This is a genomic window from Pseudomonas sp. PL-6, from assembly GCF_054110165.1.
On sequence record NZ_CM134189.1, the window covers coordinates 272,750 to 288,617 of the forward strand.

Genomic DNA, 15,868 nt, shown 5'->3' on the forward strand with positions numbered 1-15,868 from the left:
CCTTATCCCAACCGCAACAACGGCCGCAGCTTCAAACCGAGGACGATGCCGAGCAGGCAGAACAGGCCGAACAGCCAGCCCGACGCCGCGCCGGCCATGATCCCGGAGAGCAGCGTGCCCACGGTGCAGCCCAGCGCCAGCAGGCTGCCCCAGCCCAGCAGCACGCCGCCGAGCAGGCCGCGCAGCCAGTCGCGGGGCGCGCCGCCGCTGGGGCGGAAGTCCCCCGCGGCCAGGGCGCTGGCCCAGGCGGCGAGCACCAGGCCGCCGACGAACAGGCCGTTGTTCGACAGCAGCGTCTCCTTGACCGCCGTGGCGCAGCCGGCGAAACCGTCCAGCCCCTCCAGACGCGCCGGCAGCCAGCCCAGGCCGTCGGCACCGGTGCGCGCCAGGCTGCCCAGCTCGGCCGTCACCCCCAGCGGGCCGACGCGGAAATAGGCCAGCACCGCCAGGCTGCCGATCAGCACGCCGCCGACCCAGGTCGGCCAGCGCGCGCCAAATAGCAGCGCCCACAGCCCGCGCACCTCGCCCGCCGCGCCCGCCTGGCGATAGCGCAGCAGCCAGGCGGCCAGGGCGCCGAGCAGCGCCAGTTGCAGCAGCAGCGAGCCGCCGTAGCCGAGCTTGCCGGGCAGCCAGAGCACCGGCGCCTGCTGCAGCGCGGCCAGGTACAGCGGGTTCCAGCTGAGAAAACCCAGGGCGAAGCCGAGCAGCGCGCCGGCCAGCGCCGCCAGCGAGGTGAAATTGCCCTCGCCGAGGCGATACAGGTGGGCGCTGAGGCACGAGCCGGAAATCGCCATGCCGAGGCCGAACACCGTCGCCGCCAGCGCCAGCACCCAGCTCAGCGGGCCGATATGGGCGTCCGGCGGCAGGCGGTCGGAGAAGGGATCGGGCAGGAAGGCGCCGAACACCGCGTGATAGCCCAGGGTGCCCACGGCCAAGGCGGCGAGCAGGCCGAGCAGGCCGTCCGGTATACGCCGTTCGATGAAGTCGCGGCTGATGCAGAAGAAGCAGAAGCGCGAACGCTGCAGCAACAGGCCGAACAGCGCGCCGCCGAGCAGCGAGAAGCTGAAGGCGCGGCCCTGGTTGCTGCCGTCGGCCAGTTGCCAGGCGGCGGCGAGCAGGGCGACGGCGAGCAGGCCTGACAGGGCGATGGGTAGCGTTGCGCGAGGGGAGGAAAGGCTGGCGGTCATGGGTTGTCCTTGTCGACCCTAATGACGGGAGCGGCCCTGGCTTGAAGCGCCGGGCCGCTGTTTGCGAGGTCGTTGCCGCCCGAGCCTTAGGGATAATCTGAAAAAGCCGTTTATCGTCACTCCCGCGAAGGCGGGAGCCCAGGAAATCCGCAGGTTCTGGATTATTCCCCTTCGGCCCAGCGCAAGCGCTGTTCAGTGATAAAGCTGCTGTCCCGCCTGCGCGGGACAGCGCTTGCGCTGAACGCACTTCAGTGCGGCCCGAACAGGCGAGCGCAGCGAGTAATGACGGCTTTCTCAGCGCTTCCCTAGGGTGGATCGGTGCGGCGTGATCCACCCTAGGCTCAGCTCGGCCGGCAGCGCGCTTACTGGCCGCCCCAGACCGTGCCGGCCAGGTTGGTCACCGGTACGCCCACGGCGTTGCCGTACTCGGTCCAGGAACCGTCGTAATTGCGCACCTCGTAGCCGAGGATCTTCTTCAGGGCGAACCAGCTGTGGCTGGAGCGCTCGCCGATGCGGCAGTAGGTGATGATCGGCTTGCTGCCGTCGATGCCCACCGCGGCGTAGACCTTCTTCAACTCCTCGGCCGACTTGAAGGTGCCGTCGGCGGCCACCGCCTGGCCCCAGGGCACGTTCACCGCGCCGGGCACGTGGCCGGCGCGCACCGCCAGCTCCTGCACGCCCTGCGGGGCGAACACCTTGCCGCTGTACTCGTCCGGCGAGCGGATATCCACCAGCTGCACGTCGCTACGTTTCTCGGCGGCGGCCAGCACGTCGGGGAGGAAGGCGCGCAGCTCCTTGTTGGCGGCCTTCACCGTGACGTTGCCGGCGCTCGGCGTGCTGGCGCGGCTGTCCAGGGCGCGGCCCTCGGCCTCCCACTTGGCGCGGCCGCCGTCGAGCAGCTTGACGTTATCGACGCCGTACACGTCGAACACCCAGGCGCCCCAGGCGGCGAACCAGTTGTTGTTGTCGCCGTAGAGGATGGTGGTGCTGTCGTCGTTCACCCCGGCCTTGCGCAGCAGGGCCTGGAAGGCCTCCTGGCTGGCGATGTCGCGACGCACCGGGTCGACCAGGTCGCTGTGCCAGGCGAAATTGACCGCGCCGGGAATATGCCCGCGCTCGTAGACGCCGGGCACCACGCTGACCTCGACGATGCGCAGCTTGGGATCGTTCAGGTTCTGCTCCAGCCAGTCGGTGCTGACCAGGTATTCGCTGGCGGCCTGCGTCGGCAGCGCCTGCAGCAGGGCGGCGACGGCGAGCAGGCCGGCGCCGAGGAGGGACTTGATCTTCATGGTGCATGACCTCTTGAGGGGGCAGTTTTCAGGCTAGTTAGCCCTGTTCGATGCGAGATAACGCTTTTTCCTATGCATATTCCCTGTGGTTCGCACCTCCTGCTCAGCCGTACAGCGACGGCCGCGGGCCCTGGCCGCTGAGCAGCCAGTGGCCGAGGTCGCGCACCTTGTAGTCGACGGGGTCGTGCAGGCTGTGCACCCGCACGTTGCGCCAGAAGCGGTCGAAGCCGTAGCGCGAGCTGGTGGCGCGGGCGCCCATGGCCTCGAAGACCTGACTGGTGATCTCCAACGCGGCGCGCACCGCCAGCACCTTGGCCTCGCTGATGGCCAGCGCCACCTCGGCGCGCTCGGCGGCGGTCAGCGCCGGTTTTTCCCAGGCGCTCTGCAGGCGTTGGGCGGCCTGCTCGGCCAAGGGCAGGGCGCTGCGGTAGCGCAGCCATAGCTCGCCGTAACGCTGCTGGATAAAGGGATCGTCGCTGGCCTGCGCCACCCCCGAGGCCGGCCAGGCGCGGCTGTGTTCGCGGGTGTAGCGCAGCGCCGCGTCCAGCGCACCCTGGGCGTTGCCCAGGTAGAGCTGGGTGAGGATCAGCTGCGACAGGCAGGCGCGCAGGGTGGTGCGCGGGCTGGCGCCGACCGGGCCGAGCAGCTCGCTGGCGTCGACGAACACCTGCTCGAACTGCACCGTGCCGCTGTCGGTCTGGCGCTGGCCGAAGCCGTCCCAGTCGGCGTTGATCGCCAGGCCGTCGCGCTGGCTGGGCAGGACGATGAACACCCGATCCTCCGGGTTCTTGCCGCGTGGCGCGCTGACCACCAGGGCATCGGCGCCGAGCGCGCCGGAGCAGAACGACTTGCTGCCGTTGAGCTCGTAATGCTCCTCGCGCCGGCTGAGCGTCAGGCCAGTGTCGCGGCCGTTGGTGGCGTTGCCCCAGAACCAGCGCTGCTGCACCGTGCGGGTCAGCCAGTGGCGCTGCTGCTCGGGGCTGCCGAACAGCAGGATGGTCGCCACCTGCAGGTGCTGGAAGGCGAACAGGTGGGCCAGCGAACTGTCCACCGCCGCCAGGTAGCGCACGATGCGAAGGATCTCCGGCCACACCAGGCCCTGGCCACCGTACTGCTGCGGCACGGCCAGGCTCAGCAGGCCGCTGTCGCGCAGCAGCTCGCGCTCGGCTGGCGCGCTGCCGCCGGCGCGGTCCCGCTCCACCGCGCTGGCGGCCAGACGCCGGGCCAGGCGCTCGACCTTGGCCGTGCGACTGCCGAAATCCACGGGGAACAGGTGCGCGGCGAACAGTGGCTCGTCGCGCAGGCTGGGATGCAGGCGGGCCTGGGCGCTCATTTTGGGCTCCAGATGCTCACGTCGCGGGCATCCACCGACTTGGGCAGCAGGCTGGCATTGAAGAAGGCATCGGCGATCTTCTGCTGCTCGGCGAGGCTGCCCGGCTGCACCAGGCGCACTCGGTAGCTGCGCTTGGCGTTGGCCTGCTCGACGATGGCCGGGTCGAGGTTGCCCCACAGCGGGCCGAGGATTTCAGCCGCCTGGCGCGGGTTGGCGCGCAGCCAGTCGCCGCTCTTCACCAGTTCGGCGAACACGGTCTGCAGCACCTGCGGGTGGCGCTTGGCGAAGGTGGCGCTGGTCAGGTAATAGCGTTGGTAGTCGGCCAGGCCCTGGCCGTCGGCGAGGATGCGCGTCGGCAGCTGCTGCTGGGCGCCGCTGAGGAAGGGCTCCCAGGTGACCCAGGCGTCCACCTTGCGGTTCTCGAAGGCGGCGCGGCCGTCGGCCGGGGTCAGGTAGGCCGGCTCGATATCGCCGAATTTCAGCCCGGCCTGGGCCAGCGCGGCGATCAGCAGGTAATGCACGCCGGCGGCCTTGGTCACGGCGACCTTCTTGCCCTTGAGATCGGCCAGGGTTTTGATCGGCGAGTCCTCGCGCACGATGATCGCCTGCGCGCGGGGCGACGGCGCTTCCTGGGCGAAGTAGGCGAGGTCGGCGCCGGCCGCCTGGGCAAATACCGGCACGGTGTCGGCGACATCGGCGGACAGGTCGATATTGCCGACGTTGAGCGCCTCCAGCAGCGGCTGGCCGTTGGGGAATTCGTGCCAGCTGATGGCAATGTCCTGATCGGCCAGCGCCTTTTCCAGGGTGCCCTGGCTCTTCAGCAGGCTGATCAGCGTGGAGGATTTCTGGTAGCCGATGCGCAGTTGCTCGGCGGCATCGGCCAGTGGCGCGACAAGCAGGCCGATGGCCAGGGAGGCGGCGATCAGTGTGCTGCGCTTGGAATGGGTGTTGGACATGGCGGCTCTCGCTACGAACACGTGCCGGCCATGGGGGCGGCGGATCACGCGTACTTCAGTTTTAGGGAAAGAAGTCCGGTGATCCGGTGAGGAGAAGCTAGACGATCTAAAAAACCAGCAATAAATAATTTTTAGGAATTAGCTTAGGAGCAGCGCGCAGGCCGGCCCGGGACGCCGGCCGCTCGTAGTGCAGCCAGCAGTCCGCCTTTTGCTTGCTGCAGGTTTCTCCCCGATGCCGCGAAGCGTTCACGGCGTACTGCTAAGCGAACGGATCGCCACCCGGTACGCCCTACGACCCCGCATCTCGCGAACTTATATGCATTTTTGGAATTACAAAGTAAAAAATAATTCTTTTTAGGGATTAACAATCGTCTCGTAGATTAGCCACCAGCCGACAGCGGACCACCGCATCGGGCCCGAATCAGGGGCTCCAATGCCAATCCGCCGAGGCCTGCGCCAAGTACGCTGTCCTGCCGAGCCCCTGTGCAGTGCCAAACCCATAACAGCACACACAGCACCTGGAGCATCGAGCATGAACAAGTCCAATCTGGCGCTGGCCGTCGCCCTGGCCGCACTGGCCAGCGAAGCGACCGCCGCCGGTTTCATCGAAGACAGCAAGGCCAGCATCGGCCTGCGCAATTTCTATTACGACCTCAACACCAAGAACACCGCCAACAACAACGGCGAGGCCAGCGAGTGGGGCCAGGGCTTTATCTTCAACTACAGCTCCGGCTTCACCGAGGGCACCCTCGGCTTCGGCCTCGATGCCATCGGCCTGCTGGGGGTGAAGCTGGACTCCGGCGGCACCGCGAGTAAGGCCGGCCGCGATCGCACCCCCGGCCAGCTGTTTCCGCTCGATAGCGACGGCAGCGCCGTGGACGATTACAGCAAGGCCGGGGTGACCGCCAAGGTGCGCCTGTCCAAGACCGAGGCACGCCTCGGCACCCTGCTGCCGAAGCTGCCGGTGGTGACCTTCAACGACGGTCGCCTGCTGCCGCAGACCTTCGAAGGCGGGCAGATCACCTCCAACGAGATCGACGGCCTGACCCTGACCGCCGGCCAGCTGGAAAGCACCAAGACCCGCAGCTCCACCGACGACATCGCCCTGCGCATCGCCGGGGCCAGCGGCGACGCCGACAGCAACAAGTTCTACTTCGCCGGCGGCGACTACAAGCTGAGCAAGGACCTGACGCTGCAGTACTACTACGGCAACCTGGAAGACTTCTACCAACAGCACTTCCTCGGCCTGGTGCACAGCTGGGCGATCGGCCCGGGCGCGCTGAAGACCGACCTGCGCTACTTCGACAGCGGCTCCGACGGCAAGAACGGCAGCGCCGCCGGTCGCGCCGATGGCTACCGCAGCGCCGGCTTCTGGCGTGCCGGCGACAGCAGCACCGGCGAGGTCGACAACCAGACCTGGAGCGCCCTGTTCACCTACAGCCTGGGCAGCCACTTCGCCAGCCTGGGTTACCAGCAGGTCGAAGGCGACAGCGCCTTCCCCTTCCTCAACCAGGGCGGCGGCTCCTCGTCCTACCTGATCACCGACCGCCAGATCGGCAAGTTCCAGAACGCCGGCGAGCGCACCTGGCTGGCCGAGTACGGTTACGACTTCGCCCAGCTCGGCGTGCCGGGCCTCAAGGCCAGCGTCGCTTACCTCAAGGGCGACAACGTCGATTCCGCCACGGGCGACCTGAAGGAATGGGAGCGCGATTTCCGTCTCGACTACGCCCTGCAGGACGGCCCGCTCAAGGGGCTCGGCCTGTCCTGGCGCAACGCGACCCAGCGCGGCAACGTCACCACCGATGCCGACGAGAACCGCCTGATCCTGAGCTACACCCTGACCCTGCTGTGATCCATCAACCCCAGCTGCGACATCTCCTGACCGGCCCGCCAACGGGCCGGCAACGAACTCTTCAAGGTGGAGTACTTTTCGGGCCCGATGGCCCGATTTTTTTTGGGCGTCTTTCAGGCGCGTAGGTTGGGCTGAGCGCAGCGAAGCCCAACAGGGCCGGAATGGGCCGGAATGGGGGGAGGCGTTGGGCTTCGTCGCTACGCTTCTCAACCCAACCTACGCGCTGTCGAAACAAACGAGTCCTGCAGCGGGACAAGGCCGATAACCATCATGATCTGCGTGATCGATTGAACGCTTGGCCCCCGCTGCGCGAATTACCGAATGGCCAGGGCAATGCCCGACGCAAGGCCGGATATACGAATGCAACCGCGCTGACGACAGGTGCAAAAGCAAAGTTTTGCTCACCACTTGCGGGGTGAGTCCATATACGCCTTGTTAGCTGTATTTGCTTAATTTGCCTTTGATAATGTAACTTCTTTATCGAGCTTGTTTAAATCCCAATAGAAGAAATTTTCATATATTGAAAAGCCGTCTAGGTTTTCGTGAATTACAATATCATTTTCAGGTGTTTGAATTGCGGTTGAGTAACTTAAATAAGATCCGCTTTTATCACAATGCAGAATTTTTGTTTCTCCGGTACTATATTTGCTGGATGTGGGGATATTAGTTTCTGGCGTACATTCAGTAATGAAGTCGACTCTAACCACTAAAGAGTAGTCATCTTTTTTATGAGCATATATAACTTGATTTTCACGCTCTTTCACCTTTCTTAGGGCGTGACGTTTTAATGTGCCACTATATTTAATTTGAGTCCCGTTATATTTATCATCCCATTCCCATGGTTCATCTGCAAAAAATGAGAGCGCTTTTTCATCTCTTTGCTTTTCAAGAAAATAGCTAATGCCTAAGCCGAAGGTCATGATGGAAATGATTGCCAATACTATCGGTATGGCGATTTTAACTTTCTTATTCAATGGCCCCTCTCTATTTTTATACAGCTAACCTTTGGATAAGGGGCGGGCTTTAGCCCGTCCCAGCAAGCGAAGCGAACGGTTTGAACCATTTGTTAGGCGCGTAAGCACTGTGATTTATGCCATTCATAGTACGAACTGCTGCCTTCCCAGTTGCTCACAGCATTACCCGCTACAGATTCTATTGAGGCCTTAAGATGCGTGGCTCCCTTGCTTATTCTTTTGGGGTTTAGGGTGACTTTGCCGTTCTCAACATAAATATAGTGACCTTCATATAGTGCGTCGCATCCAAGGCTACACATCAAAGTTGCGATATTATCAAAGTCCAGTTTTTCTTCGTTGGAGCATTTTGAACGAGTTTTTATGTGGGCGGCTATGAGCAAGTCATGTGGTAATGAGTGGCCGCAAATTGTACAGGTGCCTGTTGATTTTTTGTTTAACAAATATGCTCGTAGGAAGGCTTGTTCTCTTCTTCTAGTGGTGATCGATTCTGGATCTAAATCAGTGGCAGATATAACCGCCGGAAGTAGAGTTTTCGGTGTTGGCGGATTGGTGCTCTCTTCTTCAAATTTGATGCTGGTGGACGTAATTATTGACGGGGCATTATTGCTATCCGTTGCCTTCAGTCTTGCGCCATAGCCAGACCGGACAAGTACTTCAAGTTCATCAAGAGTTTTGACCTTGATGTAATCTTTTTCAAATCTCGATGTGCTTGCAACGTAATATCCGTCTTGGTGAAGATGAGGGTATAGACGTTTTCCCTTGTCAGGGCCGCTTGAAATTGTTGAGTACATAGCGCTAATTATTTACGCCTAACGTTTGGTCAAGGGGCGGGCCTTAGCCCGTCCCAGTGAGCGAAGCGAACGATTTGAGCGCATAGTTATATGCGAACCACACTATTTCTTACTTTTGTTTTTGTGTAGTTTGTGGGCGGGTACTCACAGTGGTTTTGGAAGTACCACCACAGCAACTGCCCCTCGGCCTGTAAAAGGCTTTCCCCAAATATTGAGAAGTCACATACCGAGATGCTAATGGGGCCGTAGTTTTCGATGATGTGCGAAAACTTTAGGGAGTTTGCTTCTGATGTTGCATGGAGTTTTGCGTGAGGGTGATATCGTTTATTGAAGCTATATTTCGTTTGGCCGATATAAATTATATTGCTCTCGCCTTTCAGGCGGCTAACATTTTTCTCGCTGCGAAATAGGTAGACTATATTCTTCGCTTTTTTTGCATGTTCCGAGTCGTATACTCTTCGAAAACTCTCTTCAGATGCGCAGGTTATTTTTTCAGGGAAGGTGGTGAATAAGTTTTCAACTGCGGTATAAAAATTATTTTTGTCAATTGATGAGGCTGTTATTTGGCTTGTCATTGTGGGGTGGTGCTCTTCTTGATGTCTGCGAGAGTCTCTGCTTCACCGTCTTTAATCCATTCTATCGAGGCGGATGAATCTTTAATTCTTACAATTCCGTCACGAGAAAATTCTTGCTCATGGCTGCTGCGATAGATGATTAAGCAGTCTAAGAGACTCATCAAGAAATCTTTATAGCCTGAGTTGTCTATTTTCTCTTGGTCGGGTTTGTCAAAAAAGAATGTTGCAAAATCAAGCCGATTTTCTTTACCAAGTGCCCCAAAAAACACCTCGCCAGAAATTTCCATATCTAAAAGGCACTGCTTGGTCAGCTGATTTAGTCTCATGCTCTCGAATTCTGGATCAAAAATTTCTTTCAAGGTTGGCGACCTCTGCGAGGATTAGAGTTTGTGTATAACGATTAAGCTAAGGGGCCGGCTTTAGCCGGTCCCAGTGAGCGAAGCGAACGGTTTGAGCGCATTGTTAGATGCCTAATCATCAAGGCTACCTAGCCTTTTTAACTTGTTGAAGTAATAAGACAGCTCATTGTTCGAGCAAATTCTTACTGCGAGTTCTCTGTTTAGATCTAAAAACATCACGATGTCAGAAAGATGGCTATAGTCAAGCTTGAACCACTCACCTCTATGTCGGTACTGCTCAAAATTTTTATGTAGAAAGCTTTCGATGTACTTAATTTCCTTGCCTAAATAATCGTCCATGTCGGCTTCTACATAAAACACAACCCTTAGCTGGTGAGGGCAGCCCGTTTGGAGCGTAGATAGCCGTTTTTCTAGGTCGTTAGTTATTCCGATTTTATAACATTTTGTTCTTAGCTGGCGTATTAGGTACAGATACCTTGGTGACTCATCGTTGCCTACATATTTTTTATACTTCGCGATAGCTAGCTCTACCTCTGCGTCCGATGCATTTGAATAGTCAAATAGCTCCGCTATTTCAGCATGGTGCTGGTCAGTGAAGTTTATTGATTCGTAGTGAGGGTGGCTGCGATTATTCATAGGCATCTAACGTTTGGTTAAGGGGCCGGCTTTAGCCGGTCCCGAGTGAGCGAAGCGAACGACTTGAACCAATTGTTAGATTGCACATAGGCGGACATTCTCGCCTCGTGCATACTTAACGTTAACCTCGACTGCAAGCCGAGAAATCACCGCGCTTGCAGACGCAATAAATGAATTAACTTCCGATGCAAGGATAGTTGCCGACTCAACTGATATATCAAACTGCGATGGTGCATCAACGATGTTTCCGATTCGTTCCCATACATGGGTTCGAGGAAAATTCCGGTCGGGAGAGCGTGGGGGAATGTCTTTAAACTGGAGTCCTACATTGATGTAAAATCTCCATGATTCACCAGCTGCGTTCCAGGTACTGCCTTGAAATTGCACCCGCTCGATATATGCACCGGCATCACGTGAGAACGTGAATCGCTCTTTTGAATAGCCGGCAGGCTTCAAGTATGTGTTGTGCAGCGATGAGAAGAACTCCTTTACGTATGGAGCCACGCACGATCTCCCTTGTGCAATCTAACGTTTGGTTAAGGGGCCGGCTTTAGCCGGTCCCGAGTGAGCGAAGCGAACGGCTTGAACCACTAGTTAGGTTATTGCAGTGATTAGAAAGATAACCACGGAAAGCGTTGCAAGGCTTATGGCTACGTAACTGCCATAGATAAGACGTAGGCGCAGTTTCTTGTAAGGTTCGTTTTCTGACCAGTCTTGTTCGCTCTCCGGTTTTTCTAGTTGTTTAGCTATATAGAAAAACCTTCTTGCATCTACTCGGAGCTCGATCAGGCAGCATATAACCGTGATGACGTAAAGCAACAGGCCTGAAATTAGAAGAGTTTTTTGAAAGTAGGTAAATGTTAAAGCCTCTTTTCCTGCCAAAGTCAGAAAGAAAACACCAGTGGCAGCAGACGCATAGGTGAGGATGTAGTTTTTTAACTGGTTTCCAGCATCCTTGGCGAGCTTATGAAAATCTGCGGACATGCGGGTTTCCTTCAGAACCTAACTATTAATTAGGCGACACGGCTGTCGCGTTTGCCCACGACAGCTGTCGCATAACCTTCCTTGTCGTCCTGCAAGTCCTTGTCTGGCCTGAAGATGGTCGCGGCAAACGCGACAGCGCTCAGGGAGAAACGCGACAGGGATGACGGCAAGCCCAAGTTGCTGGATCGACTGTGCCAGCAGATTCACGCCCGAAACTAGTCCATCCATAGCGAGCCTGTCCATGCCGAGTGGGCGAAATGCCATTGCGCCTGCGTCACTATCGGTATCTGCCTGGAAGGGCAGGGATCGAGGCCTCCCTTACCACCCACAGAATCTGTTGGCAGAGCTGTGGATAAACTGCGCAAAAGCCGCTGCCGGCCAGCGTTCAGGCGGGCTGGCGGGGGCCGTGCAGTTTTTGTTCAAGGGCACCTCATAGGGGTTATCGCCAGGCGCTATATCCTTGTGGATCAATGCCTTGCCCCGATTTTTCAACGGTGGCGGGTGGCCATGAGGTCATCCGCGCGCTCATGCACAGAATCTGGGGAAAGTGCTGTGGATAAGATGCGGGAAAACCGCGCCGGGCCAGGCGGCATCGGGGCTGCGCGGCGCTGGTGATTTTCCGTGCAGGGTCATGCTTGTGGCATAGCGAGCGGCTATAGTGATCGGCCGATTTTTACCCCGTGGAGTGCATTCGATGTCCGATGCTGGTGAGCGACCCGCCCCCGTCAGTCTGCTGCAGGCCTTCTGGTTCTGGCTCAAGCTGGGGCTGATCAGCTTCGGCGGGCCGGCCGGGCAGATCGCGATCATGCACCAGGAGCTGGTGGAGAAACGCCGCTGGCTGTCCGAGCGGCGTTTTCTGCATGCGCTGAACTACTGCATGTTGCTGCCCGGGCCGGAGGCGCAGCAGTTGGCCACCTATATCGGCTGGCTGCTGCACCGCACCTGGGGCGGGGTGATCGCCGGGGTGCTGTTCGTGCTGCCGTCGCTGCTGATCCTGATCGTCCTGTCCTGGGTCTATATCGCCTTCGGCGACGTGCCGCTGGTGGCCGGGATCTTCTACGGCATCAAGCCGGCGGTGACCGCCATCGTGGTGCAGGCGGCCTGGCGCATCGGCGGCCGCGCGCTGAAGAATCGCTGGCTGTGGGCGATTGCCGCGGCGGCCTTCGTCGCCATCTTCGTGCTGCAGCTGCCGTTCCCGCTGATCGTGCTCGGCGCCGCGCTGCTCGGTTATCTCGGCGGGCGCCTGGCGCCGCAGCATTTTGCCGTCGGCGGCGGCCACGGGGCGGCGGACAAGTCCTATGGCGCGGCGCTGATCGACGACGACACGCCACCGCCGGCGCATACCCGCTTTCGTTGGCCGCGCCTGGCGCTGATCCTGCTGGTGGGCGCTGCGCTGTGGCTGCTACCCATGGGCCTGCTCACCGCGCTGTTCGGCTGGGACGGCAGCCTGACGCAGATGGGCTGGTTCTTCACCAAGGCCGCGCTGCTAACCTTCGGCGGCGCCTACGCGGTGCTGCCCTACGTCTACCAGGGCGCCATCGGCCATTACGGCTGGGTGACGCCGACGCAGATGATCGACGGCCTGGCCCTGGGCGAGACCACGCCGGGGCCGCTGATCATGGTGGTGGCCTTCGTCGCCTTCGTCGGCGCCTATGGGCAGCCGGTGTTCGGCGCCGACTCGGCCTTCGCCAGTGGCGCGCTGGCGGCCTGCCTGGTCACCTGGTTCACCTTCCTGCCGTCGTTTCTGTTCATCCTCGCCGGCGGGCCGCTGGTGGAGTCGACCCATGGCGAGCTGAAGTTCACCGCGCCGCTGACCGGCATCACCGCGGCGGTGGTCGGGGTGGTCCTCAACCTGGCGCTGTTCTTCGGTTACCACGTGCTCTGGCCGGAGGGCTTCGCCGGCCGCTTCGACTGGCCTTCGGCGCTGATCGCCCTGGGCGCGGCGCTGGCCCTGTTCATGTTCAAGCGCGGGGTGATCGAGACCATCGCCGGTTGCGCCCTGGTCGGCCTGGCGGTGCATCTGCTGCTATAGGGTCAATGCCAGGCGCAGCCGGTCCCTGTGCTGCAGGCCGTGCTCGAACAGCGGCTCGGGGTAGTGGGTGAGGAAGTAATCCGGCTCCACCGCCACCACGCGAAAGCCGGCGCGCTGGTAGAAGGTCAGCTGGTGGCCGAAACTGCCGGTGCCCAGCTCCAGGCGCCGCGCGCCCAGTAGTCGGGACTGGGTGATGGCGTCGTCCAGCAGCAGGCGGCCGATGCCCTGGCCCTGGTGCTCGGGCGCCACGGCGATGTTCATCAGCTCCCAGGTGTCGGGCGTCAGCGCTTTGAGCAGGTAGACGCCGACGGTTGTTCGGCCCAGGCGTGCCACCACGCAGTGGCAGTCGTGCAGATAGCCGGCGATGGTCTCTGTGCTGGGATCGGCTTCCAGCAAAAGGTGCATCGGCGCCTGGTCCCCGGGGACGCTGTGCAGGCTCGGGTTGGGCATAGGGCGGTTCCATCCGTTTCGTTTAAATAGCTTTAAGTTATAAATAAATTTTTATTTATTCTTTTTGTTTCTCTGCGTTCCTCAGCATAGTGAGCCCCACGCAAGCCACTGGCACAGGAGCGCCACCATGAGTATTCGTCTGGGCGACATCGCCCCCGACTTCGAACAGGATTCCAGCGCAGGCCGCATTCGTTTCCACGACTGGCTGGGCGACAGCTGGGGCATCCTCTTCTCCCACCCGGCCGACTTCACCCCGGTGTGCACCACCGAACTGGGCTTTACCGCCAAGCTCAAGGACGAATTCGCCCAGCGCGGCGTCAAGGCCATCGCCCTGTCGGTCGACCCGGTGGATTCGCACCTCAAATGGATCGACGACATCAACGAGACGCAGCACACCGCGGTCGACTTCCCGATCATCGCCGATGCCGACCGCAAGGTCTCGGGCCTCTACGACCTGATCCACCCGAACGCCAACGACACCCTGACCGTGCGTTCGCTGTTCGTCATCGACCCGCACAAGAAGGTGCGCCTGACCATCACCTATCCGGCCAGCACCGGGCGCAACTTCCACGAGATCCTGCGCGTGGTCGATTCGCTGCAGCTGACCGACAACTACAAGGTGGCCACCCCGGCCAACTGGCAGGACGGTGACGAGGTGGTGATAGTGCCGTCGCTCAAGGACGAGGCCGAGATCGCCGAGCGCTTCCCCAAGGGCTATCGCGCCGTGAAGCCGTACCTGCGCCTGACCCCGCAGCCGAATCGCTAAGGACTGACCATGCATGTCGTGTTGCTGTCCGGCAGCCCCGCGGCGCGTTCGCGCACCGAAGTGCTGCTGGACCATGTGCGCCGGCGTCTGGAGGCGCAGCAGGTGGAAGTGAGCCTGCTGCGGGTGCGCGATTTTCCCGCCGAGGATCTGCTGCATGCGCGCTTCGACAGCCCGGCGGTGCAGCAGCTGCAGGCCGTGGTGGCCAGCGCCGATGGTTTGGTGGTCGGCACGCCGGTGTACAAGGCGTCCTTCACCGGCGCGCTGAAGGTGCTGCTGGACCTGCTGCCCGAGCGGGCCCTGGCGCACAAGGTGGTGCTGCCGCTGGCCAGTGGCGGCAGCCCGGCGCATCTGCTGGCGGTGGATTACGCGCTCAAGCCGGTGCTGGCCGCGCTGAAGGCGCAGGAAATGCTCTCCGGCGTGTTCGCCGTGGACCAGCAGATCGCCTACCCGGAAGGCGGCGAGCCTGCGCAGCTCGACGAGGAGCTGCGCGAACGCCTCGACGAGTCGGTCGAACAGCTGCTCGCCGCACTGGCGCGGCGGCCGCAACCGATCGATCCGAAGCTGTTGAACGACCGGCTGGTAAACGCCCGCTGGAGTATTTGATCCACCCGTAATACCCCGCCTTACTCGCCCGCCAACGGGCAAGCAGGCCCACACTCAACTTGCAAAGGAGGTCGCCATGGGCGCCAACACTTTGCGTCGGAGTCTGGTCGCCCTGTTTGCCGCGGCCATTTCCTTCGGCGCCATCGCTCAAGCTCAAGCCGAGACGCTGCGGATCGGTTATCAGAAATACGGCACCCTGGTGCTGCTCAAATCCAGCGGTGCGTTGGAGAAGCGCCTGGCCGCACAGGGCGTCAAGGTACAGTGGACCGAGTTCCCGGCCGGCCCGCAGCTGCTCGAAGGGCTCAACGTGGGCTCCATCGACTTCGGCACCACGGGCGAGACGCCGCCGGTATTCGCCCAGGCCGCCGGTGCCGACCTGCTCTACGTGGCGTTCGAGCCGCCGGCGCCGCTCAGCGAGGCGATTCTGCTGCCCAAGGATTCACCGATCAAAACGGTGGCCGAACTCAAGGGCAAGAAGGTCGCCCTGAACAAGGGCTCCAACGTGCATTACCTGCTGGTGCGCGCGCTGGAGGAAGCCGGTCTGAGCATCACCGATATCACCCCCGTGTACCTGCCGCCGGCCGATGCCCGCGCCGCCTTCGAGCGTGGCAGCGTCGATGCCTGGGTGATCTGGGACCCCTTCCAGGCTGCCGCCGAACAGCAACTGCAGGCCCGTACCCTGCGCGACGGCCAGGGCCTGGTGAGCAACCACCAGTTCTACCTGGCCGCGCGCCCCTTCGCCGAAAAGCATCCCGAGGTGGTGGTCGCCCTGGTGGAAGAAATCCGCAAGACCGGCGAGTGGACCCGCGCCAACGTCGACCAGGCCACCGCCCAGGTTGCACCGCTGCTGGGCCTGTCCCCCGAGATCACCCGCACCGCGGTGCAGCGGCAGAGCTACGGCGCGCAGCTGATCACCGCCGAGGTGGTGAGTGCGCAGCAGAAGATCGCCGACACCTTTAGCGAGCTGAAGCTGATCCCCAAGCGCTTGAGCATTGCCGAGGTGATCTGGCGGCAGCCGGCCAAGGTCGCCCAGGCGCAATAGAACCCTCACCCCCAGCCCCTCTCCCGGCGGGAGAGGGGA

16 protein-coding genes are annotated in these 15,868 nt (G+C 61.0%); 5 read left to right on the forward strand and 11 right to left on the reverse strand.

What is annotated here, in order from left to right:
- Nucleotides 1–2: 2 nt before the first annotated feature.
- The 4 genes from ACW9UL_RS01270 to ACW9UL_RS01285 all read right to left on the reverse strand — a co-directional run bounded on the left by ACW9UL_RS01270 (nt 3) and on the right by ACW9UL_RS01285 (nt 4,765).
- Nucleotides 3–1,187 (reverse strand): YeeE/YedE thiosulfate transporter family protein, encoded by a 1,185-nt coding sequence (locus ACW9UL_RS01270; protein ID WP_457788588.1) that lies wholly within the window; start codon nt 1,185–1,187, stop codon nt 3–5.
- A gap of 362 nt (nt 1,188–1,549) precedes the next feature.
- Nucleotides 1,550–2,476 (reverse strand): sulfurtransferase, encoded by a 927-nt coding sequence (locus ACW9UL_RS01275; RefSeq protein WP_397498726.1) that lies wholly within the window; start codon nt 2,474–2,476, stop codon nt 1,550–1,552.
- 103 nt (nt 2,477–2,579) lie between these two features.
- A complete protein-coding gene (locus ACW9UL_RS01280; RefSeq protein ID WP_457788589.1) occupies nt 2,580–3,809 on the reverse strand; it encodes an acyl-CoA dehydrogenase family protein in 1,230 nt (409 codons plus the stop codon).
- Nucleotides 3,806–4,765 (reverse strand): aliphatic sulfonate ABC transporter substrate-binding protein, encoded by a 960-nt coding sequence (locus ACW9UL_RS01285; protein ID WP_457788590.1) that lies wholly within the window; start codon nt 4,763–4,765, stop codon nt 3,806–3,808. Before ACW9UL_RS01285 ends, ACW9UL_RS01280 begins: the two co-directional genes overlap by 4 nt.
- Nucleotides 4,766–5,297: 532 nt before the next feature.
- On the opposite strand from ACW9UL_RS01285, the gene ACW9UL_RS01290 reads away from it, so the two are divergent.
- Entirely contained in the window at nt 5,298–6,617 is a 1,320-nt protein-coding gene (locus ACW9UL_RS01290; RefSeq protein WP_457788591.1) for an OprD family porin, read from the forward strand.
- 449 nt (nt 6,618–7,066) lie between these two features.
- Here ACW9UL_RS01290 and ACW9UL_RS01295 read toward each other — a convergent pair whose 3' ends face one another.
- From ACW9UL_RS01295 to ACW9UL_RS01320, 6 genes are all read right to left on the reverse strand, one after another.
- Nucleotides 7,067–7,591, reverse strand: a complete 525-nt coding sequence (locus ACW9UL_RS01295) for a hypothetical protein (protein ID WP_457788592.1) — start codon at nt 7,589–7,591, stop codon at nt 7,067–7,069.
- Nucleotides 7,592–7,683: 92 nt separating this feature from the next.
- Nucleotides 7,684–8,382 (reverse strand): hypothetical protein, encoded by a 699-nt coding sequence (locus ACW9UL_RS01300; RefSeq protein ID WP_457788593.1) that lies wholly within the window; start codon nt 8,380–8,382, stop codon nt 7,684–7,686.
- Nucleotides 8,383–8,953: 571 nt separating this feature from the next.
- A complete protein-coding gene (locus ACW9UL_RS01305; protein ID WP_457788594.1) occupies nt 8,954–9,316 on the reverse strand; it encodes a hypothetical protein in 363 nt (120 codons plus the stop codon).
- 111 nt (nt 9,317–9,427) lie between these two features.
- Nucleotides 9,428–9,952, reverse strand: coding sequence for a GIY-YIG nuclease family protein (locus tag ACW9UL_RS01310; RefSeq protein WP_457788595.1), 525 nt, complete (start codon nt 9,950–9,952; stop codon nt 9,428–9,430).
- Nucleotides 9,953–10,027: 75 nt separating this feature from the next.
- Entirely contained in the window at nt 10,028–10,456 is a 429-nt protein-coding gene (locus ACW9UL_RS01315) for a DUF4304 domain-containing protein (RefSeq protein ID WP_457788596.1), read from the reverse strand.
- 90 nt (nt 10,457–10,546) lie between these two features.
- Entirely contained in the window at nt 10,547–10,936 is a 390-nt protein-coding gene (locus ACW9UL_RS01320; protein ID WP_457788597.1) for a hypothetical protein, read from the reverse strand.
- 694 nt (nt 10,937–11,630) lie between these two features.
- Here ACW9UL_RS01320 and chrA point away from each other — a divergent pair.
- Complete coding sequence (chrA, locus tag ACW9UL_RS01325) at nt 11,631–12,968, forward strand: chromate efflux transporter (RefSeq protein WP_122109286.1); 1,338 nt, start codon at nt 11,631–11,633, stop codon at nt 12,966–12,968.
- Here chrA and ACW9UL_RS01330 read toward each other — a convergent pair.
- Nucleotides 12,963–13,418, reverse strand: a complete 456-nt coding sequence (locus tag ACW9UL_RS01330; RefSeq protein ID WP_457788598.1) for a GNAT family N-acetyltransferase — start codon at nt 13,416–13,418, stop codon at nt 12,963–12,965. The genes chrA and ACW9UL_RS01330 overlap by 6 nt on opposite strands.
- 127 nt (nt 13,419–13,545) lie before the next feature.
- Here ACW9UL_RS01330 and ACW9UL_RS01335 point away from each other — a divergent pair, with 127 nt between their 5' ends.
- The 3 genes from ACW9UL_RS01335 (at nt 13,546) to ACW9UL_RS01345 (ending at nt 15,829) form a co-directional block, all read left to right on the forward strand.
- Nucleotides 13,546–14,184, forward strand: a complete 639-nt coding sequence (locus ACW9UL_RS01335; protein ID WP_457788599.1) for a peroxiredoxin — start codon at nt 13,546–13,548, stop codon at nt 14,182–14,184.
- 9 nt (nt 14,185–14,193) lie between these two features.
- Nucleotides 14,194–14,787, forward strand: coding sequence for an NADPH-dependent FMN reductase (gene ssuE, locus ACW9UL_RS01340; RefSeq protein ID WP_457788600.1), 594 nt, complete (start codon nt 14,194–14,196; stop codon nt 14,785–14,787).
- Between the two features lie 76 nt (nt 14,788–14,863).
- Nucleotides 14,864–15,829 (forward strand): sulfonate ABC transporter substrate-binding protein, encoded by a 966-nt coding sequence (locus ACW9UL_RS01345; RefSeq protein WP_457788601.1) that lies wholly within the window; start codon nt 14,864–14,866, stop codon nt 15,827–15,829.
- Nucleotides 15,830–15,868 lie beyond the last annotated feature (39 nt).